The 19,970-nt window shown below is 71.7% G+C and carries 15 protein-coding genes; 8 read left to right on the top strand and 7 right to left on the bottom strand.

The window, feature by feature from the left end:
* Window positions 1–185: 185 nt before the first annotated feature.
* The 3 genes from IPI43_20795 to IPI43_20805 all read left to right on the top strand — a co-directional run bounded on the left by IPI43_20795 (window position 186) and on the right by IPI43_20805 (window position 3,694).
* The gene (locus IPI43_20795) at window positions 186–1,334 is read left to right on the top strand and encodes a dipeptide epimerase (GenBank protein ID MBK7776543.1); all 1,149 of its coding nucleotides are present in this window, start codon (window positions 186–188) and stop codon (window positions 1,332–1,334) included.
* A 165-nt stretch (window positions 1,335–1,499) separates the two neighbouring features.
* Window positions 1,500–1,793 (top strand): hypothetical protein, encoded by a 294-nt coding sequence (locus IPI43_20800; protein MBK7776544.1) that lies wholly within the window; start codon window positions 1,500–1,502, stop codon window positions 1,791–1,793.
* 350 nt (window positions 1,794–2,143) lie between these two features.
* Window positions 2,144–3,694 carry a hypothetical protein gene (locus IPI43_20805; protein ID MBK7776545.1) on the top strand — a complete coding sequence of 517 codons (1,551 nt, stop codon included), beginning with the start codon at window positions 2,144–2,146 and terminating at the stop codon, window positions 3,692–3,694.
* 121 nt (window positions 3,695–3,815) lie between these two features.
* On the opposite strand, the gene IPI43_20810 is transcribed toward IPI43_20805, so the two are convergent.
* From IPI43_20810 to IPI43_20830, 5 genes are all read right to left on the bottom strand, one after another.
* Window positions 3,816–4,910, bottom strand: a complete 1,095-nt coding sequence (locus IPI43_20810) for a CAP domain-containing protein (GenBank protein ID MBK7776546.1) — start codon at window positions 4,908–4,910, stop codon at window positions 3,816–3,818.
* Between the two features lie 136 nt (window positions 4,911–5,046).
* Window positions 5,047–7,059 carry an ATP-grasp domain-containing protein gene (locus tag IPI43_20815; GenBank protein ID MBK7776547.1) on the bottom strand — a complete coding sequence of 671 codons (2,013 nt, stop codon included), beginning with the start codon at window positions 7,057–7,059 and terminating at the stop codon, window positions 5,047–5,049.
* Between the two features lie 11 nt (window positions 7,060–7,070).
* Window positions 7,071–8,681 carry an acyl-CoA carboxylase subunit beta gene (locus IPI43_20820; GenBank protein ID MBK7776548.1) on the bottom strand — a complete coding sequence of 537 codons (1,611 nt, stop codon included), beginning with the start codon at window positions 8,679–8,681 and terminating at the stop codon, window positions 7,071–7,073.
* A gap of 64 nt (window positions 8,682–8,745) precedes the next feature.
* A complete protein-coding gene (locus IPI43_20825) occupies window positions 8,746–10,185 on the bottom strand; it encodes an insulinase family protein (GenBank protein MBK7776549.1) in 1,440 nt (479 codons plus the stop codon).
* On the bottom strand, window positions 10,182–11,549 hold the full coding sequence (locus IPI43_20830; GenBank protein MBK7776550.1) for an insulinase family protein: 1,368 nt from the start codon (window positions 11,547–11,549) through the stop codon (window positions 10,182–10,184). The genes IPI43_20825 and IPI43_20830 overlap by 4 nt, the downstream gene beginning before the upstream one ends.
* A gap of 49 nt (window positions 11,550–11,598) precedes the next feature.
* Between IPI43_20830 and IPI43_20835 the strand changes: the two genes are divergently transcribed.
* The 3 genes from IPI43_20835 to IPI43_20845 all read left to right on the top strand — a co-directional run bounded on the left by IPI43_20835 (window position 11,599) and on the right by IPI43_20845 (window position 14,775).
* Window positions 11,599–12,513 (top strand): hypothetical protein, encoded by a 915-nt coding sequence (locus IPI43_20835; GenBank protein MBK7776551.1) that lies wholly within the window; start codon window positions 11,599–11,601, stop codon window positions 12,511–12,513.
* Window positions 12,514–12,619: 106 nt separating this feature from the next.
* Window positions 12,620–13,954, top strand: a complete 1,335-nt coding sequence (locus tag IPI43_20840) for an FAD-binding oxidoreductase (protein MBK7776552.1) — start codon at window positions 12,620–12,622, stop codon at window positions 13,952–13,954.
* On the top strand, window positions 13,954–14,775 hold the full coding sequence (locus tag IPI43_20845) for a hypothetical protein (GenBank protein ID MBK7776553.1): 822 nt from the start codon (window positions 13,954–13,956) through the stop codon (window positions 14,773–14,775). The genes IPI43_20840 and IPI43_20845 overlap by 1 nt, the downstream gene beginning before the upstream one ends.
* 13 nt (window positions 14,776–14,788) lie before the next feature.
* Here IPI43_20845 and IPI43_20850 read toward each other — a convergent pair whose 3' ends face one another.
* Window positions 14,789–16,147, bottom strand: coding sequence for a hypothetical protein (locus IPI43_20850; protein MBK7776554.1), 1,359 nt, complete (start codon window positions 16,145–16,147; stop codon window positions 14,789–14,791).
* A 979-nt stretch (window positions 16,148–17,126) separates the two neighbouring features.
* Between IPI43_20850 and IPI43_20855 the strand changes: the two genes are divergently transcribed.
* A complete protein-coding gene (locus IPI43_20855; GenBank protein MBK7776555.1) occupies window positions 17,127–18,146 on the top strand; it encodes a hypothetical protein in 1,020 nt (339 codons plus the stop codon).
* Window positions 18,147–18,149: 3 nt separating this feature from the next.
* On the opposite strand, the gene IPI43_20860 is transcribed toward IPI43_20855, so the two are convergent.
* On the bottom strand, window positions 18,150–18,905 hold the full coding sequence (locus IPI43_20860; protein ID MBK7776556.1) for a hypothetical protein: 756 nt from the start codon (window positions 18,903–18,905) through the stop codon (window positions 18,150–18,152).
* A gap of 91 nt (window positions 18,906–18,996) precedes the next feature.
* On the opposite strand from IPI43_20860, the gene IPI43_20865 reads away from it, so the two are divergent.
* Window positions 18,997–19,968 (top strand): glutathione S-transferase family protein, encoded by a 972-nt coding sequence (locus tag IPI43_20865; GenBank protein ID MBK7776557.1) that lies wholly within the window; start codon window positions 18,997–18,999, stop codon window positions 19,966–19,968.
* Window positions 19,969–19,970: the final 2 nt, after the last annotated feature.

Below are 19,970 nucleotides of genomic sequence, written 5' to 3' on the forward strand. Positions count from 1 at the left end.
CGCGGCGCTGTCCGCCCGGTAGCCGAAGCACGCCCCGCGGGTGCGCATCGCGCTCGAAGCTGGCAGCGAAGGGGATGTGGACGAGGACGTGATCGCGGCCGCGATGCGTGAGCGCGAGGTCTGACGGTCTCGCTCCAGACCGCGTCGAAGCGCGTGCGCGTGCCGGGTTCTCTATACTCCTCCGAATGCGCATCCAGCACCTGTCCATCTCGCCCCTGAGCGTGCCGTTGATCGAGCCCTTCGTAATTGCCACGGGGCGTATCGACACAACGCGCGCCGCGCTCGTGCAGGCCACGCTGGTGGACGCGCATGGCCGCCGCGCGGTGGGCCTGGGTGAAGCGGCCGCGCTGCCGCCCGTGACCGCCGAGGACCAGCCCGAGCTGCTGGCCCAGCTGCGCATCGCCAGCGCACGCATGACGGACGTGGAGCTGGGCCGTCTGGACACGCCCGATGAGGTGCAGGGCCTGCTGGACGAGTGCTTCGAGGGCCAGCCCGTGGCGCGTGCGGGCATGGAGTGCGCGCTCCTGGACGCCGCAGCCCAGCTGGCCAGCCAACCGCTGTGCACGTGGCTCACGGGCGCCCCGCCACGGGACGTGATCACCGACATGACCCTGCCCATCGCCGACCCCGCGCACATGGCGGCGCTCGCGCGCGGCTACTCGGCGCAAGGCTTCAACATCTTCAAGGTCAAGATCGGCAAGGCCATCGACGACGACCTGCGCGCCCTCGCGCTCATCGCCCACGCCGTCCCCAGCGCGCGCTTTCGCCTCGACGCCAACGCGGGTTTCAGCGCCGACCAAGCCCTGCGGGTGCTGGACGCATGCCACGCCCACGAGCTCCAGCTCGAGTGCTTCGAGCAGCCCTGCGGCCGCGACGACCTCAGCGGCATGGCGCGGGTCACCGCCAGCACCCGCGTCCCCGTGGTGGCCGACGAGTCCGTGCGCACCCTGACCGAGCTCGAGCGCGTGATCGACGCCCGCGCCGCCAGCGGCGTGAACCTCAAGCTGGTCAAGTGCGGCGGCCCCCTCGCCGCCCTGCGCATCGGTCAACGCGCCCGCGAAGCCGGCCTCGCCATCATGTGCGGCGGCATGGTGGAGACCCGCCTCGGCATGACCGCCATGGGCCACGTTGTCTGCGCCCTCGGCGGCGTGGACTTCGCCGACCTCGACACCGCGTTCCTGTTGGCCAGCGACCCCTTCGAGGGCGGCTACACCAGCGAGGGGGCGCTGCTGCGCTTCCTGGACACGCCGGGGCACGGCGTGTCGCTCCGACCACCGGGGCTGGGGACGCCAGTGCCACCTTGTGCCAGCAACCCTGGCACGCACCTTGCGTGACCGCGCCCGAGGGGCCGTCTCGCACGATTCGCGGCACCGGGAACAGACCAATGACGCACATGACCTTTCGTGAACCGACCCCGACACAGTGGCTCGTCCTCGCCTTCGGGCTGGGACTCGGCGGGCTATGGGGGTGCGATGACCCGGAGGCCGCTTGCTCCTTGGATGGCAGCGACTGGGCAGGAGGAGCCCGAGTGCACGGCAGAGGAGCGCGCGAACGACTTGTTCTTGGTGTGCACGGCCAACACCATGAGCTTCCGCGGTTGCGAGTATCGCCGCCGCAGGACCGACCATGTCATCTCCGGCACCTACGTCGATGGCGCCGAGCCCGGGTCCTTCACGTTCTTCGAGCCAGGCGGCGAAGTCGAGGGTTTCCTGCAGGACGGTGGGTACTCCCTCGCGGCTCCGGGCGGTCCCTACATGCGCGCCGAGGCCGACCCGAGACTGGGGCTCGACTGACGGTCCGGCGACTCCCAGCGCCGAGGCGGGCTGTACCAACGTGCAGCGTCGCGGTATACCGGAGGCGCAAGGACCGCCTCCGGAGACACGACTGATGACCATTCGCCACCTGCTCCTCACGCTGGCCATGTGTGCCGCGACGCTCTTCCCCGGATGCGGGGGAGGCGACGCGCCCCTCGACAGCGGGCCGGCCGACCAGGCCGTGAGCACCACGTGCGCCGTGAACAACGGCGGCTGCTCCATCAGCCCCATGGTGCTGTGCGGGCTGAGCGGCACGGGCCAGGTGCTGTGCGCCGCGTGTCCCACCGGCTACGTGGGCGACGGCCGCGTGTGCACCTCGAGGCGGTCCCGTGGACGGATGCACGCTGGGCACCGACAACTGCTCGCCGAACGCCATCTGCACCGACACGGTGGCGGCATTCACGTGCGAGTGCGCGGGTGGCTTCAACGGCAACGGGGTGGTCTGCGAGCACGTGGCCTGCGAGGACGTGGGTGACTGCGACGACGCCGTGGCCTGCACCGTGGACAGCTGCAGCGCGTCGGGCAGCTGCCTGCACACGCCCACGTCGTCGCTCTGCGCGGACAACGGGGTCTGCCACCCCACCGCGGGCTGCTTGGTGGGGAGCATCTGCGGGTCACCCTCCGACTGCGTGGACAGCGACCCCTGCACGCGCGACGAGATGTGCAACACGTCGAGCGCCACGTGCGTGTTCGCGCCGCTGGACAACGACGAAGACGGCGAGATCCCGTTGGTCTGCGGTGGCACGGACTGCAACGACGCCACCTGGCAGGTGGGCGCCAGCGCGGACGAGCGCTGCGGCAACGAGGTCGACGACAACTGCAACGGCGTCATCGACACCGACGCCACGCTGGCGTCGGACCCGAGCCTGCGCAGCTCCGAGACCGACTGCGGCAGCTGCGGCAACGCCTGCACGCAGGGCGACACCTGTTACCAGGGTGAGTGCGTGCCGTGCGGCACCGCTGGTGCGCCCTGCTGCAACGTTTTCTGTGGCAGCGCGACCTCGTGCACGGGCGGAACGTGCACCAACGGCGGCACGTGCGTGCGTGATGGCGGCAGCGCCACGTGCAGCGCCTCCTGCGGCGGCGTGAACGAGGCCTGCTGCGCGGGGGGCACCTGTGGGGGCTTCCGGACGTGCGATGCGGGCAACATCTGCCGAGACGCCGGCACCTGTTCCGATGCCGGCACGGCCGTGATGTACCGCCTGAACAGCCTGAACATCCCGACGCCCGAGCAGGCCGCGGACGGGGAAGTCGTGGGCCAGAACGTGGACAACGCCAACGACACCTGTGGCGTGCCGGACTATCTCGGTGGCGTCGACAACTCGCTCATCGACCTAGCCGCCGCCCTTCCGGCGCTGGCCCCGGATGATCCCATCAATCTTCAGGACGAGATCGACAACGCGCTGAACTGCCCGGCCGCGAGCGTGAACTGCACGCGCATGGACCTGATCGTGTCCGTCCGGACGGGCACCGGGTGCGTGGTCATGGAGATCGAGAACGGCGACGGCGAGACCCTCGCCGGCCCGTTCGTGGCCACCCGGGATGGAAGCGGCAACGTCCGCGGAGGGGTGAGCAGCCTGAACCTGACGATTCCCTACAACACGGGCACGGGGACGGTGGACATCGACCTCGCGATCACGAACGTCATCATCACGGGCAACGTGACGGCCAACGCGCTGACCAACGTGGTGATTGGTGGCGCGCTGGCGCAAACGGCGTTCGAGACCACGATCATGCAGCTGCTTCCGTTGCTCGGCGGCGACATCACCTTCGAGGACATCGGACCCATCCTCGAAAACCTGTACGACGTACAGGTTGGCGGGCAGTGCGCGGCGCTGTCCGTGGGCTTGACCAGCGCTGGCACGCTCTACACCCCCTGACGCGAACTCACGCACGGGACTGCGTCTTCGGCGGGGGCACCGGTCTGCCTACTGCGCGCTCCGAACTCGTCGTCGTCGCACCAAGATCACCGCCAGGATGCGCTGGCGGCCGTCGGGTGCTTCAACGATGCGGAACGAAGCGCGGCCAGGCGGCGAAGAGGGCCACCACGCAGGTGCCGCCCGCGCCGCGCACGGTGCCGAAGCCCACGTCGGTGAAGCGCCGGTCCACCAGCGTCATGCGGTGCGACGGGCTCTCGGAGAGCGCCTGCAGCGCGGCCTGCAGCGTGCGCCCGCGCGCCACCGTCTCGCCCACCACGCGCGCTTCGATGCCGCGATGGAGCAGCCGCACGCGGGGGTCGTCCGCGTCGCCCGCGACGCCCTGGTGGCGCACCTGGCCGCTGCTGCACACGCGGGCCGCGTGAGCCCCGGCCTCGGCCACCAGCAGGCGGTTCACGCGCAGCTCGCGCACCCCCTCGGTGGCGCGCAGGGTGGCCACGCGCGTGGCGAGGTTGTCATCGCCATCCACGCTGGGCGCCTCTCGCAGCGCGTCTTGCTCGCCCAGCACCACCCGCGAGATGGGGCGCGGTCCGTCCGGGCCGCTGGCCACCAGCTGCACCACCACGGGGCGCGGCACGTCGGGAGACATGACGAAACCGCGCGCCAGCACGTCCTCGTCCACGGCCCAGCGGTGCATGCGGTCCTCCGCGTCGCGTCCGGCCAGATACGCATCGCGGAAGCGTGGCGCGAGGCTCACCTCGAGGCGCTCGCTCGGCGTGGGAGTGGTGGCCCGCACCACCGCCGACTCTCCGGGACCCGGGGCGCGCTCCGCGCCCACCGCCTCATCGGCGGTGGCCACCGTCAGGCGCCCGGCGCGAGGCGTGACCAACAGCAAGCGCATGGTCTCGCTCTCGGCCTCGCCGCACACCAGCGGGGCATCCGCGCGCTCCCTGGCCGCTCGCAAGAAGCGTGAGCGCGCCGCTGCGTCGCCGAGCGGGGCCCGCAGCGCCTGAGCCCCCGGCAGGTCAGAACCCGCGGCCAGCAGCGCCTCGGCCAAGCTGGCCGCCGTGGGCGGCGTGTCCTCCAGCAGCAGCGCCGTGGCGGCGTCCACCAGCTGTGGGTCCGGCGTGCACGAAGGCGGCTGCTGCTGCGCAACCGTGCGACCCGGTGCCGCCCAAACACCTGCCAGCAAGAGCGCGCCAGCTCCCAGCAGCAGCAAGCTGGCTCGCCACGACCTCACACCGCGCGCCCGAGACGGACGCTGCGCCTGATGGCGAGCGAGCAAGAGGACTGACAGCACCCCCCGACTGGAACACAAGGCCAGCCCAAAGCGCCACTTCGCGGCCCAGTCCGGCCTACGAAGCCGCCTCCTCGGGCGTGACCAAGGCCAGCAGCGTGTCCGCCTCCACCTGGTCGCCAGCCGCGACATACAGCTCGGCCACCACGCCCGCCGCGCTCGCCGTGACGGCGTGCTCCATCTTCATGGCCTCCATGACCAGCAGCGTCTGGCCCGCCGCCACGCGCTCGCCCGCGGCCACGCGCACCAGGATGATCTTCCCGGGCATGGGCGCCACGCAGCCGCCGACTGGCACGCGCGCGGCCAGGTCCGGGAAGCGCGGCACCTCGTCGAGCGACACGCTGCCGCCCGACCACTGCACGAAGTGGCGCTCGCCCACCTGCACCACGCGGTAGGTGCGGCGCAGGCCGTCCACTTCCAGCGTGAGCACGGTGGCGTGGCCCTCGCGCCGGGCCGACACCCGCCGCACGTCACGCGCGCCGGAGGGCACGCTCACGTCGAAGCGGCCGCTGCCCAGGTGGGCGTACTGCACGCGCAGCTCGGCGCCGGAGTCCTGCGCATAGGCTGCCCACTCCTTGCCCCAGCGGTTGTTGCGAAAGCCGCTGGGGATGCCGGGCACCACCGCGCGCTCGCCCTCACGCCCAGCCTGCGCCGCCAGCGTGGCGGCCAGCGCGGCCTCTTCCAGCAGCGCGTCCGACGGCGCCGTGACGATTCCGTCGGGGAAGTGCTGGTCGATGAAGTGCGTGTGCAGGTCACCGGCGAGGAACGCGGGGTGCGCCAGCAGCTGCAGCAGGAAGTCACGGTTGGTGGCGAGGCCCTGCACGGAGAGCGAAGACAGCGCGCGCTGCATGCGCCGCACGCTCTGCTCGCGATCGGCGCCGTGGGTGATGATCTTGGCCATCATCGGGTCGTAGTGGATGCCCACCACGTCGCCGGACTCCACACCGCCATCCACGCGCAGGCCCTCCATGGCGGGCAGGTGCCAGTCGTGCACGGGGCCGCTCTGCGGCAAGAAGCCACCGGCCGGATCCTCGGCGTAGATGCGCACCTCGAGGGCGTGGCCCATGAGCGGCACCTCGGCCTGCGTGAAGGTGAGCGCCCTGCCCTCCGCCACCCGGATCTGCTGCTCCACCAGGTCGAGCCCGGTGATGCCCTCGGTGACGGGGTGCTCGACCTGGAGGCGCGTGTTCACCTCGAGGAAGAAGAACTCGCCCTCGGGAGAGAGGATGAACTCCACCGTGCCGGCGTTGGTGTAGCCGATGGTCTTGCCGCACAGCACGGCGGCCGCGCCCATGCGGGCACGCAGCTCGGGCGTGAGCGCGGGGGACGGGCTCTCCTCGATGATCTTCTGGTGGCGCCGCTGGATGGAGCACTCGCGCTCGTGCAGGTGCAGCAGCGTGCCGTGCACGTCGCCCAGGATCTGGATCTCCACGTGGCGCGGGCGCTCCACGTAGCGCTCCACCAGCAGCGTGCCGTCGCCGAAGCTGTTCTCGCCCTCGCGCTTGGCGGAGGCGATGGCGTCAGCCAGCTCGGCCTCGGCGCGCACCAGCTTCATGCCCTTGCCGCCGCCGCCGCCGGCGCTGGCCTTGAGCAGCACCGGGAAGCCCACCTCGCGGGCCTTCTGCGCGAGCACCAGCGGGTCTTGGTCGGCGCCGTCGTAGCCCGGGATGACGGGCACGCCGGCCGAGCCCACCAGGCGCTTGGCCTCGCGCTTGCTGCCCATGGAGGCGATGGCGGCCGCCGTGGGGCCGATGAAGATGACGCCCGCGTCGGCGCAGGCCTGCGCGAAGGTGGTGTTCTCGGACAGGAAGCCGTAGCCCGGGTGGATGGCGTCGGCCCCGGTGCGCTTGGCAGCCTCCAGGATCTTGTCGGCGCGCAGGTAGCTCTCGGCGCTGGGCGCGGGCCCGAGGCGCACGGCCTCGTCGGCCTCGCGCACGAAGGGCATGCTCTCGTCGGCGTCCGAGAACACGGCCACGGAGGCGATGCCCAGGCGCTTGCAGGTGCGGATGATGCGGCGCGCGATCTCGCCCCGGTTGGCGATGAGGATCTTCTGAATGCGTGTGTTGCTCATGGTGGGTTCCATCAATGCCGGAAGACGCCGAATTCCATGGTGCCCGCGACGGGCGCGCAGTACGCGGCCGACAGGCTGATGGCGAGCACGGTGCGCGTGTCGCGCGGGTCGATGATGCCGTCGTCCCACAGCCGCGCCGAGGCGAAGAGCGGGCTCGACTGCTCGTTGACCTGCCCCTCGATCATCATCTTCATGACGGTGAGCTTCTTCTCGTCCACCGCCTCGCCCTTCTTCTCGGCCGCGTCGCGCTGGATGATGTCCAGCACGCCCGCCAGCTGCTTGCCGCCCATGACCGCGATGCGGTGGTTGGGCCAGCTGAAGACGAAGCGCGGCTGGTAGGCCCGGCCGCACATGGCGTAGTTGCCCGCGCCGTAGCTGGCCCCGATCATGATGGTGATCGCGGGCACGGTGCTGTTGCTGACCGCGTTGATCAGCTTGGCGCCGTTCTTGATGATGCCCTCCTGCTCGTACTGCTTGCCCACCATGAAGCCGGTGGTGTTCTGCAGGAAGACCAGCGGGATGCTCTGCTGGTTGCACAGCTGGATGAACTGCGCGCCCTTGTTGGCCGAGTCGCTGAAGAGCGTGCCGTTGTTGGCCAGGATGCCCACGGGGAAGCCGTGCACGTGCGCCCAGCCGCACACCAGCTCGGGCCCATAGAGCGGCTTGAACTCGGAGAAGCGGCTGCCGTCGACGATGCGCGCGATCACCTCGCGCGGGTCGAAGGGAGCGCACGTCGGCCGAGGCGATGCCGAGCAGCTCCTCGGGGTCGTAGCGCGGCGCCTCGACGGGGCCGGGCCCGGGGCCCTTGGGCTTCTCCAGTCGAGGTGCGCCACGATCTCGCGGCCCAGGCGGATGGCGTCGAGCTCGTCCTCGGCGAGGTAGTCGCTCACGCCGCTCACGCGCGAGTGCATCTCCGCGCCGCCGAGCTCCTCGTGCGTCGTCTCTTCGCCGGTCGCCATCTTCACGAGCGGCGGGCCGCCCAGGTAGACCTGCGCCTGCTTCTTCACCATGACGACGTAGTCGCTCATGCCGGGGATGTAGGCGCCGCCCGCCGTGGACGAGCCGAACACGAGGCAGATGGTGGGGATGCGCTGCTTGCTGCGGCGCGTGATGTCGCGGAAGCCCTCGCCGCCGGGCACGAAGATCTTGTCTTGGTTGGGCAGGTCGGCGCCGCCGCTCTCGATGAGGCTGATGCCCACCATGCGGTTCTGCTCGGCCACCTCCATGAGGCGCCCGCTCTTGGTCACGCCCATGGGAGTGACCGAGCCGCCCTTCACGGTGGCTTCGCTCGCGGTGATGACGCACTCGGTGCCGCTGACCACACCCACGCCACCCACCAAGCCCGCGCCCGTGGCCTCACCCTTGATGTCGTGGCCGGCCAGCGCGCCGATCTCCACGAAGTGCGAGTCGCGGTCCAGCAGCATCTCGATGCGCTGCCGCGGCAGAAGGCGCCCGCGCTCGATGTGGCGCGCCACGTACTTCTCGCCGCCGCCGGCGTTGGCCTGCTGGAGCGCCTTGCCCACCTTCTCGAGCATGGCGAGGTTGCCCTTGCGGTTGGCCTCGTACGCCTCGGAGCGTGGGTCGACTTTGGTGCGAAGGACCGGATACCGTTGCGTCGTCATGACCCGCGAATCGTAGAGGGTCAGGGCCGGCTGTCAACGCCAAAATGAATGAGCATTCAGTCAGTCAGGGTGCCCGGGTGACCATGAACCCCGCCGCGTGACGCGAGATCTGGTAGCCGCGCAGCCCATCGAGCGCGCCAGCCAGCACCACCACGTTGCGTGCCGGGTCGAGCCGCGCCTGGGCCACCGCGTGCACGGCGGCGGCGGTGACGTGGCGCGTGGCGTTCACGCGTTCGGCCAGCTGGGCCACGGTGATGCGGGCCGAGAAGGCGCGCTCGCACACGGCCAAGAGGCCGCTGGGCGTGACGAAGGAGGTCTCCCACTCGCCCCACACCACGCGGCGCGCGCGCGTGAGCTCGGCCTCCGACAGAGGCGCGCTGCGCACCCGCATCAGCTCGGTGAAGAAGGCGTGCAGCGCGGGCACGGCCTGGTCGGCGTCGATGCGCGCCTCGATGAAGCCGGCGCGACCGGGGAACGAGTGCCAGCCGCCCCAGCGCACCCCGTAGCTGGCGCCCAGCTCGTGCCGGATGCGGGTGTTGAGGCTGGAGGTGAAGCCGCCGGCCAGCACCGCTTCGAGCACCTGGTAGGCCGCCCAGTCGGGCGCATCGATGTCGGGCGTGGGCAGCCCATAGACCAGCTGCAGCTGCGAGCTGCGCATGGACTCGACGCCCAGCGCGATAGTGCTGGGGTTGGGGCTGGGCGTGCTGCGCCGCTCGCGCGGTCGCTCGGTGTAGGCAGCGCCGAAGCGCGGCTCCACCAGGGCGCGGGCGCGCTCGGGGGTGATGTCGCCCACCAGCATGACGGCCGTCTCGGTGGGGCGGAACGCGTCGCGCGCCACCACGCTCACGATGGGCGGCGAGATGCCCGCCATGGCCCGATAGCGCTGGCTGCGCAGCTCGCCGAAGGTGGCGCTGGGCATGTAGATGGCCTGGGCAGCGAAGGCCCGACCGGTGCCCAGCGGCGACGAAGACGACATCTCTTCATCCAGCAACAGGGAGGCGCGGGCCTGCTGCATGGCCTCGGTGTCGAGCGGCCCGTGGATGGCATCACTCAGCGCGCCGAGCACGGCCTCGAGGTCGCGCGTCTGCGCGGTGCCCGACACGCCGGCGCCCGTGAGCGAGGCACCGAAGGACAGCGAGGTGTCGGGCTGACGCAGCGACGCCAGCCGCTCCACGTAGGCCGTGGCGAGGTCGAGCGCCCCGTCTTCGTAGTCGAGCTCGCTGGCGCGCGTGATGACCGCGAGGCTGACGGTGGGCCAGCCCGGCCGCGGGATGACGACCAGTGTGAGACCGTTGGGCAGCTGCACCTGGCTCATGGCCGGAGCCTGCAGCGGAGGCGCCTCGGGCGTGGGCGGCGGGAGGCGGCGGAAGGGCTCGTCCGGCGCGCGGGTGAGGGGCTGGCGTGGCGCGGGCAAGCCTCCGGCGGCTCCGCAGCCGAGCAGCGCCGAGGCCGCTAGCAGCGCCAGACACGAGCGCGTGGACGGAGACACGCCGCGGCGGGTCACTGGGCCACCTGCGGGTAGGGGGTGCTGACGCGCCCGCCCATGGGGGCGTCGGGCACGCTGCGCAGGTGCACCACCAGGCGCCTGTCGAGAGGCAGCCACTCGGCGGCCACGCGCCGAACGTCATCTCCACTGAGGCCGCTGTAGCGCGACGCCAGGTAGAACGGCGCCACCACGTGCCCCTCCGGGCTCATGGCCAGACTCATGGCGCGGCTGTCGTAGCCCTCGTAGCTGCCGGTGATCCAGTTGGACGCGGCGTCGCGGTAGGCCGGCAGCGACTCGCTGCGCAGCGTGTTGGTCTGCAGCTGCGTGAGGTAGTGATCCACCATGGCGAGGTACGGCCGCGGGTCGGCGCCCGCCTCTAGGCTGAGCGCGATGTTGAACTCGGAGGCCAGGTGGTGGCTGGCCTGGTGCGCTCCCGCGCTCAGCAGCGGCCCGCCGATCATGGACTCGAGCCGCCGGTCCAGCAGCTTGGCCACCACATCGAGGGTGGCGTCGTCTTCCTCGAGGTAGGGCGGCGTGGGCCACATGAGCATGAGCGTGTCGGTGTGGGTGGGCGCCTCGAAGTCCACGAAGCGGGAGCCGCTCAAGCGCACCACTGCGCGCGCGGGCGTCTCGAGGGGATCCCGGCTGGGCGGGATGGAGGCGAAGTAGCGCTCCACGCTCGCGAGGGCGCGCGCCGGGTCCACGTCGCCGACGATGGCCAGCGTGGCGTTGTTGGGCACGTAGTACTCCTGCAAGAACCACTGCACGTGCGCGAGGCGGATGGAGGCCACGTGGTTGGGGTCGTCGCCCACCAGGTGATACGGATGACCCACCGGGTACATCTGCTGCTGGATGACCTCGGTGAGCCAGCCGCTGGCGCGCCCGCTCACGCGCTCACGCCACTCCTGCAGCACCACGCTGCGCTCACGCGCCACCTTCGCTTCGTCGAGCGCGGTGATCAAGTAGCCCATGCGGTCGCTCTCGATCCAGAGCGCGAGGTCCAGCTCACGGGCGGGCAGCTCCACGTAGTAGGTGGTGGCGTCCTGGCTGGTGACGCCGTTCATGGCCGTGCCGCCGGCCGGCTCGAAGTAGGCCGCCGCCCCCTCGGGCGCGTGCTCGGAGCCCGTGAACATGAGGTGCTCCACGATGTGCGGCAGGCCGCGGAAGCCGCGCGGGGTGGTGCGAAAGCCCACGTGGTACTGGATGGCCACGCCCACGCGCGGCGTGCGCCGGTCTTGCTGGATGAGCACGCGCAGGCCGTTGTCGAGGCGCCGCTCGAGCACGGGCAGGTTGGGCACCTGGGCGTGGGCGGTCTGCGCCACGCACGCGACGACCATGAGTGCCAGCGCGGCGCGCGCGGCTCGGGGGGCAGAGCTCCTCATAGACCGTGAGGGTACGCCAGGCCGGGGGTCGCGGGCTATGCTCACCGCGATGAGCTGGGAGACCGTCACCTCACTTCCCCAATCCCACGCGAGCGGCTCGCCCTACCAGGGTCAGGCGGAGCCCGTGGTGGCCAAGCGGATCGGTCTCCGTGCGCGAGAGCGCGTGCGGCTGTTCTTCCGCTCCACCCCGGAGCTGCCCTCGGCACGGGCCGCCCGAAGCGTGGTGCTCACGCCCAACCACCTGTACGTGGAGCGCGTGAGCGGCACCATAGAGCGCGTGCGCCTCGACGCGCTGAAGGGGCGCCGCGTGGACGGTCCGCTGGTGGTCTACGGGGTGAACGACGGCGAGGATCTGGCGCTCCCAGCGCGCGCGGGGTGCCCCGTCATCGCGGCGCTCGACGCGCGCCATGGCGAGGCGGGCAAGGGCGCCCTCCCTCCGGTGGTGGTGCGCCGTCACGTGGCCATGGCCTTGTTCGTGGCCTCGCTGCTCGCGGCCCCCGGGACGTTCTGGCTCGTCGAGTACAGCCTCGACGAGATGTGGGACCGCATCCACCGCGGCCTCTACACCGCGGAGGTGGTGCTGGGTGTGGTGGCTGGCGCGTCGGCCATCCTGGGCGCCCTGCTCGTGCTGCAGCTCGCGCCCATGCGCATCCACATCGACACGCTGGGCGTGCGGCGCGTTCGCGGGCTGGTGCCGTGGCTGCAGTACTTGGAGCCGCCCGAGGCGTTTCGCTCGGTCCGCTTGGATGTCGTGCGCTACCGGCTGAAGTCGGGTGCCACCCGCGACGCGGGCTTCGTGGTGAGGCTGCGGCGACGCGGCGAAGAGGCGAGCCAGGGCGACCTCGAGCTGCGCCAGTTCGTCTCCGAGGAGGCCCACGGGAAGGACGAGCAGCACCGGCAAGCGAACGAGCTCGCGCTGCGCGTGGCCGCGCTGTTGGACCTGCCGGTGGACCGAGGTAGCTGACGCGCCACACCGCCACAACTTTCGCTTCGTCAAATCTTTCGCATTGTCAAAATAGTCATCCGGGGCTAAGACCGTGGTCAGGAACGCGAGACCACGGAGCGCTGAGATGACGCCGAGCGACAGAAACCGAGGGAGCACCTTTCGACGCGGAGAGCCCGGCTACGAAGCCGCGCGCCGCGCCACCTGCTGGAACCAGCGGCTGGCCGACCGCTTCCCGGACGTGATCGTGCAGGCCAACGACGAGGCCGAGGTGGTGACCGCCATGCAGCGCGCCGCCCGCGAGGGTCTGAAAGTGGGCGTGCGCTCCGGAGGCCACAGCTGGGCCGGCAACCACGTGCGCGACGGCGGGATGCTGCTGGACGTGTCGCGCCTGCGGGACGTGCAGGTGGACACCCGCAACCTGCGCGCCACCGCCGGGCCGGGCTGCGCCGGGCACGAGCTGGCCGAGACGTTGCGCCCGCACGGGCTGTTCTTCCCTGCCGGGCACTGCAAGGGCGTGTGCATCGGCGGCTACCTGCTGCAGGGCGGGTTCGGCTGGCACGGCCGCAAGCTGGGCCTCGCGTGCATGAGCGTGCTGGGCATCGACTACGTGGACGCCGCGGGCCAGCGCCACCACGCGAGCCCCACCGAGAACGAGGACATGTACTGGGCCGCGCGCGGCGCCGGGCCGGGGTTCTTCGGCGTGGTCACGCGCTTCCACGTGCGCGTGTACGAGCGGCCGCGGTTCATGGGCATGGCCATGGCCACCTACCCGCTGCGCGACCTCGAGCGCGTGTTCCGCTGGGCACACGCGCTGGGGCCGAGCGTGCCGGACTCCATCGAGCTCATGCTGCTGCTGTCGCGCAGCACGCCGGGCGTGCGCGGCCCGGGTATCAGCGTGCTGGCGCCGGTCTTCGAGGACTCGTGTGGCGCCGCCACGCGTGCCGCGAGCTTCATGAAGCAGAAGCCCCACGGCGCGCGTCTGAGCATGCCCCTGCTGCCCATGCCGCTCGACTGGATGTACCGCGCGGTGATGCACCACTACCCGGCCGAGCACCGCTACGCCGTGGACAACATGTGGACCCACGCGCCCATCGACGCGCTGCTGCCGGGGCTCGAGCGCATCGGCCAGACGCTGCCGCCGGCGCCGTCACACATGCTGTGGATGAACTGGAGCCCGCCGCGCGACCGACCGCCCATGGCCTTCTCGCTCGAGGACGACACGTACATCGCGCTCTATGGCGTGTGGAAGGACGCGCAGCACGACGCGCAGGTGGCCCCGTGGGCAGGGGAGCGCATGCGGGAGATGGCGCACCTGGCCACCGGGATTCAGCTGGCGGACGAGAACCTGGCCCAGCGCCCTGCCCGCTTCGTGGCCGACGCGAACCTGGCGAAGCTGGACGCCGTGCGTGCGCTGCGCGACGCCCCCGGCCGCTTCCACCCGTGGATGGGCCGGCCATGATGCCCGCACGACCCATCGCGGGGCGCGAGCTGGGCTGGTCGGCGGAGCTGCTTCGCTCGAGCCCTCTCGCCGTGCACTACCGGCCCGTGATGGCGCCGCTCTCGCGCGAGGCGTGCGACGCGCTGGCGCACGGGGCGCTGCCCCCCGAGCTGCTGCCCACGCCCGAGCAGGTGGTGCATGGGAGCGCGCTGAGCCCGCTCATGGTCACTCACGGCTACGCGCTCGAGCCCGGTGGCGGGATGCGCGTGGCGCTGCGCACGCCCATGCCGGATGTGTCTCCCGCCATGGTGGACTGGTGGTTCGGTTGGCACAGCAGCAGCCCCGAGCGCTACAAGCTCTGGCATCCCCGCGCGCACGTGCACGCCGAGTGGCTGCGCCAGCCGCCGCCCGGCAGCGAGGGCCGCGCGCGCTACGTGGGGCACACGTCCATCGTGGACGAGTACGTGGGGGGCGAGCTCGGCCGCTTCGCGGTGCAGTTCATGGCCCCAGAGGCGCTGGGGTTCGACGCCGCGCGACTGGGCGAAGACGTGGCCACCGCCGTCTGTGCGCGGGCCGGCCTCACGCAACTGCCCATCGACGCCGGCTACCTGGTGCACGAGGTGCTGGCGGTGCCCGGCGGCAGCGAGATGCGCTCGTACTTCTGGCTGGGCGGCCGCTACGCTGCCGCACGCGGTGGCGGAGCCCTGGGCGCGCTGGCAATCTCGGTGGCGCGGCGCGTGCTGCGTCCCACCGAGCGCGACGCACGGGCGATGCTGACCCACTGCGCGGAGGAGATGGCGCACCTGGCCACGTTCCTGCCCGCTCTATCGGGAACAGCGTGACGTGAGTGTGGGCTCAGGCCAGGCCCAGGCTCGCCCGTAGCGCCTGGTAGGCCGCCGTGCGCGGCGCGAGCGCGAGCAGGCCCTCGAAGCCCGGGCGCCGGTCGGCGTCCATGGTCATGGAGCGCAGCGTGGCGTCCAGCAGCGGGGCAAACGCCACGTCCGGCAAGCTGATGCGCTGCTCCACCCCGAGCACCGCCACGGCGAACAGCGCGTCACCGCGCGTGGCCGGCGTGCCCATGGGGTCGTTGGTGATGGCCAGCAGCTCCAGCAAGGCGTCCGAGAGCGCGCCGCACTGCTGCGCGTAGCCGGCCGCGCGGCGCGCGACCACCAAGCCGTTCTCTCCGATGTTGCGAGAGAGAGCGCGCAGCAACGCCCCCCGGTGCGCCCCGCTGGCCATGCGGCCCTCGTAGCCCGCGCTGGGGGTCTCGCTCCAGGCCGCCGCAGGGCCGCTGGGCGCTGAAGCTCGCGGTGGCGCCACCGGCTGCGGGACCGTGCTCGTGTAGACCGGCGGGTAGACGTGTGCCGGCTGGACCGGCAGCTCGGCCGCTGGCGGCTGGGGCTGCGAGGGGCGCTGCGGGCCCACCGGGCTGGCTGCGATGGTGTCGGCGGTGCCGACGGCCGCAGGAACCGGCAGGGGCGCGGACGCCTCCTCTTCGGCACTGTTGGCAAGGCTCACCGCGCGGCCATCGCCGGCGATGGTGAACGGCTCGAGCATGTAGGCGAACCAGCGACAGCCCGTCTCGGCCGCCCAGCCCAAGCCCTCGCCCAGGTGCACCGCCGCCCAAGGCTCGAGCCGCGCGTCGGCGATGGCGTCGTTCAGCGCCTGGAAGAATTCGGCGCGCCGCATGAAGCGCGCCGTGGGGGCGGGCTGCGCCGCCATGAGCCCCACGCCCTCGGGCGGCGTGCCGTACACCCAGCGCGGGTCGTCCCCGTCGGGCTTGTCGGCCGAGGCGCTCAGCGCGTAGACCACCAACACCGAGCAGTCGCGCCGGTCGAAGCGGTAGTGCGCGGGGTCGCCGCGCGTGCCGGCCCGCGCCAGCTCACCGCGAAAGCGTGAGGCGTGGACCACCGGCAGCAGCGAGCCGAGCGGACGCACACCGCTCGCGTCCGGGCCGCCGGCATACAGCACCTCGGGCACCGCGCTGGTGGGCACCTCGCAGCTCAGCGAGCCGCCCCACGCCGCCGCCGCGAGCGCACGCAGCGAGGCGCGCAGCGCAGGGTCATCGGGAGCCTCGGCGGCCACCACCAGCGTCAGCCCTTCTACCCGCACGGCATCGGGCGCCACCCCCGCGGCCACCAGCGCCTCCACGTGCCGCTCGGCCGTTCGCCGCGCCGCCGCGTCCTGGAAACTGAGGCGCCCGCGGACCTTCACGCCTGCGACCTCTGCGGGCGGGTGGGCCGCGAGACCGCTGGGCCAGAACAGCGCGGGAGGTGTATGAGCGACCACGACATCGAAGGACCCGGACTGTGCCACGTGTGCACCGGGCGTCACAGTCCTCGGGCGGTCACCCCACGGTGGGCGGCAGGTCGGCAGGCCATTTTCCGCAGGAAGTGGGCAGGTTGCGTGGGTGCATGTAAGTCTGTGCACACACCGGCCCGCGGCATGCTGATTGCAGCCGGCCACAAGCCCGGCGACGACGCACGACAGCCCTGGTCGCGCAGTTCGGGAGGGAACCTCGACATGACCGCTTCGCCTTTGCACTCCAATCGTCTCGCTCGTCCCATGGCCGCCTGGTGGCTCTTGGCGGTGGTCGCAGCGGGCTGTGGCGCGCGCGATGGGATCTCCACCGAGGCGCCGGACGCGGCCCGCCCGGGCCAGCCGGTCGAGGTGGACTGCGGTCGCGGCACCCAGTTCACGGCGCCCCGGCAGACCCTAGAGCTGCTGGGTGTGGCCACTTCCGAGAGTCCCATCGTGGAGACCGGCTGGCGCTTCATCGAGGGCCCGGGCGACGTGACGCTCGAGCCGCCGGTGGGCGAGCGCGCGCTCTTCACGCCCAGCGTGGTGGGCAGCCACGTGGTGCGCTTCCGCGCCGCCAACGCCGACGGCCTGGTGGCCGAGTGCGACGTGACCGTTTCGGTGGTGGTCGGTCCGCCGGTGGCCATCTGCCCGGAGGAAGCGTTCCGGACGCCGGTGGGATCGAGCGTGCTGCTGGAGGGCTCGGGGTTCGACGACGACGCGGTGGTGGCCTACCAGTGGGACGTGGTGCGCACCGTGGCCGGTGCCATGCCCGTGCTGGCGCCGCGCACCGAAGCGGTGACGCAGTTCGAGAGCGACACGGCCGGCGAGTACCTGGTGCGCCTGACGGTCTACGACCAAGAGGGCGACCGACGACTGCTTCGTGCCCATCACCGTGACCGACCGCCCCACGGTCATGTGCCCCGAGGGGCCCATCAGCGCGCCCACCCGCCGGCCCGTGGTCATCGAGGCCACGGTCACGGACGACGGCGCCGTGGTGAGCGAGGTCTGGGAGGTGGTGACGCGCCCAGCGCGCAGCACCGCCAACCCGGCGCCCCCCAACAACCGGCGCACCACGCTCGCGCCGGACCGCGTGGGTGAGTACCGCCTGCGCTTCACGGCCACGGACGCCGACGGGTTCGCGGCCACCTGCGAAGTGACCGTGATCGGCACCGAGACTCCGCCCACCATCATGTGCCCGGGCACCATCGAGACGACGCCGCTCACGCCCACCACCGTGGTCGGCACCGCCGTGGACGACGGCGAGATCCGCTCGGCCGGCTGGAGTGTGGTGGGCGCGCCCATGGGCTCGAACGCGGAGCCTCCGCGTCCGCCCAACAACCTGCGCACCGTCTTCACGCCGGACGTGGCGGGCGAGTACACGCTGCGCCTGCAGGTGCAGGACGACTCGGGTCACCTCGAAGAGTGCACCACGCTGGTGCGCGCCGTGGCCACCGAGGGCCTGCGCGTGGAGGTCTTCTGGAACACGAACGGCACGGACATGGACACGCACCTGCTGCACCCCGACGCGCGCAGCTGGAACGGCTCGCTCGACTGCTACTACGCCAACTGCCAGGGCACCGGGCTGTCGTGGTCGGCGTCCGGCGGCGCAGACGACCCGAGCCTCGACATCGACGACGTGAACGGCTTCGGCCCCGAGAACATCAACATCATGAGCCCTGCTGCGGGGACCTACCGCGTGGGCGTCCACTCGTATCGCGGCGATGGCGCAGTGACCGTGCGCATCTACTGTGGCGGGTCGGCCACCGAGCCACGGCGCACCTTCGGGCCCGTGCGCTTGTCGGAGACGGACCTGCTCTGGCGCGTGGCCGACGTGACCATCACGGGCACCACCTGCGTGATCAACGAACTTGGCACCGTGCGTGACTTCGCGCGCTCGGGCGAGCCACGCTGACGCTCACTCTTCGAGGCGGTAGACCTCGTTGACCTCGGTGGCGCGGTACAGGCAGTACTGCGCCCACTCCACCCAGGGGCTGTCCGGCCCGAGCGGCGAGAGCGTGCGGGCGCAGGCACCGAAGGCCGCCGCCGCCTGGCGGGCCATGGGCTCGCTCGCCGAGGTCAGCGCGTCGATGTAGATCTGCAGCAGCTCGGGGTCGGCCGCGATGTCGTCCGGCACCGGCGCGCCGCGAAAGGCGATGACGAACTCTTCGTAGGTGTAGCCCACCAGCGCGCCGGCCACGCCGTACTCGTCACTTCCGCTGGCGAGCAGGCCGGCCTCCTCGGCCACGGCGGCGCTGGCTGCCCCGCGCGCCGTGGCCCACGCCATGAACTCCTGCGCCACCCAGGCGTTGATGGCCTCCATGGTGCGGTCGCCCGTGAACTCGGGGGCCACCATGGCCGAGGCCGCCTCCACGCGGCTCCAGATGTCCCGCAGAGGCGCGCTGAGCTGATGCCGCGGCACGCCCGAGCTGGGCACTGGGATGAGCGTGGTGGTGGGCAGGTCGAGCGTCTCGGCCAGCGTGCCGCCTTCGGTCTCCGTGCCCGGGTCCACCGTGGTCTCGCCGCCGGTGGTCTCGGCGCCCGTGCCCTCCTCGGAGGCTTCCGTAGAGCCGCCGCAGCCCGCGAGGGGTCCGAAGGCCAGGCAGGTGGCAAGGAGCGTGAAGATCCGCGCGAGGCGCTGGCCGGTCGCGCTGGCTGAGTGGTGTCGCTGCATGGCTAGGGGATACCAGCAGACCGCGCCTTCGAGAAGCCTGGCGAGCGGGGAATCCTGAAACGCGCGGCCCCCCGGCGCGACACCCTGGACCATGGGTCTCTTGATCGACGGTGTCTGGCACGACCAGTGGTACGACACCTCCGCCACGGGCGGGCGCTTCGTGCGCAAGGAGTCGTCGTTCCGCAGCTGGGTCACGCCGGACGGCGCAGCAGGCCCCACGGGCGAGGCCGGCTTCCCGGCGGCGGCGGGGCGCTACCACCTCTACGTGAGCCACGCGTGCCCCTGGGCCCACCGCACCATGATCGTGCGCAGCCTGAAGGGCCTCGAGCAGCTGGTGAGCGTCTCGGTGGTCAACTGGCTGATGGACGCGCGCGGCTGGACGTTCGACGCCGGGCCGGGCGTGGTCCCGGACCCAGTGCGTCACGCGCGGGTCCTGCACGAGGTCTACACGCACGCCAACCCGACGTACACGGGCCGCGTCACGGTGCCGGTGCTCTACGACCGGGAGCGCGACACCATCGTCAGCAACGAGTCGTCGGAGATCATCCGCATGTTCGACTCGGCCTTTGGTTCGCTGGGCGCCGCGGGCCCGGAGCTCTATCCGCCGGCGCTGCGCGTCGAGATCGACCGCATCAACGCGCGCGTGTACGACACCGTGAACAACGGCGTGTACCGGGCCGGCTTCGCCACCACGCAGGACGCCTACGAGGAGGCCGTCGGAGAGCTGTTCGCGAGCCTCGACTGGTTGGAGGCCCTGCTGGGGGAGCGGCGCTACCTGGCGGGCGGGCAGCTCACCGAGGCGGACATCCGGCTGTTCACCACGCTAGTGCGCTTCGACGCGGTCTACGTGGGGCACTTCAAGTGCAACCTGCGGCGCATCGTGGACTACCCCAACCTGCGCGAGTTCACGCGCGAGATCTACCAGCTGCCGGGCGTGCGCGAGACGGTGCACATGGACCACATCAAGGGGCACTACTACCAGAGCCACGCCAGCATCAACCCCACCGGCATCATCCCGGTCGGGCCACAGCTGGATCTCGACGTGCCGCACCGCCGGGGCTAATC

The organism is Sandaracinaceae bacterium, from assembly GCA_016706685.1.
In the GTDB taxonomy this organism is placed as follows: Bacteria; Myxococcota_A; Polyangia; order Polyangiales; family Houyiibacteriaceae; genus JADJJE01.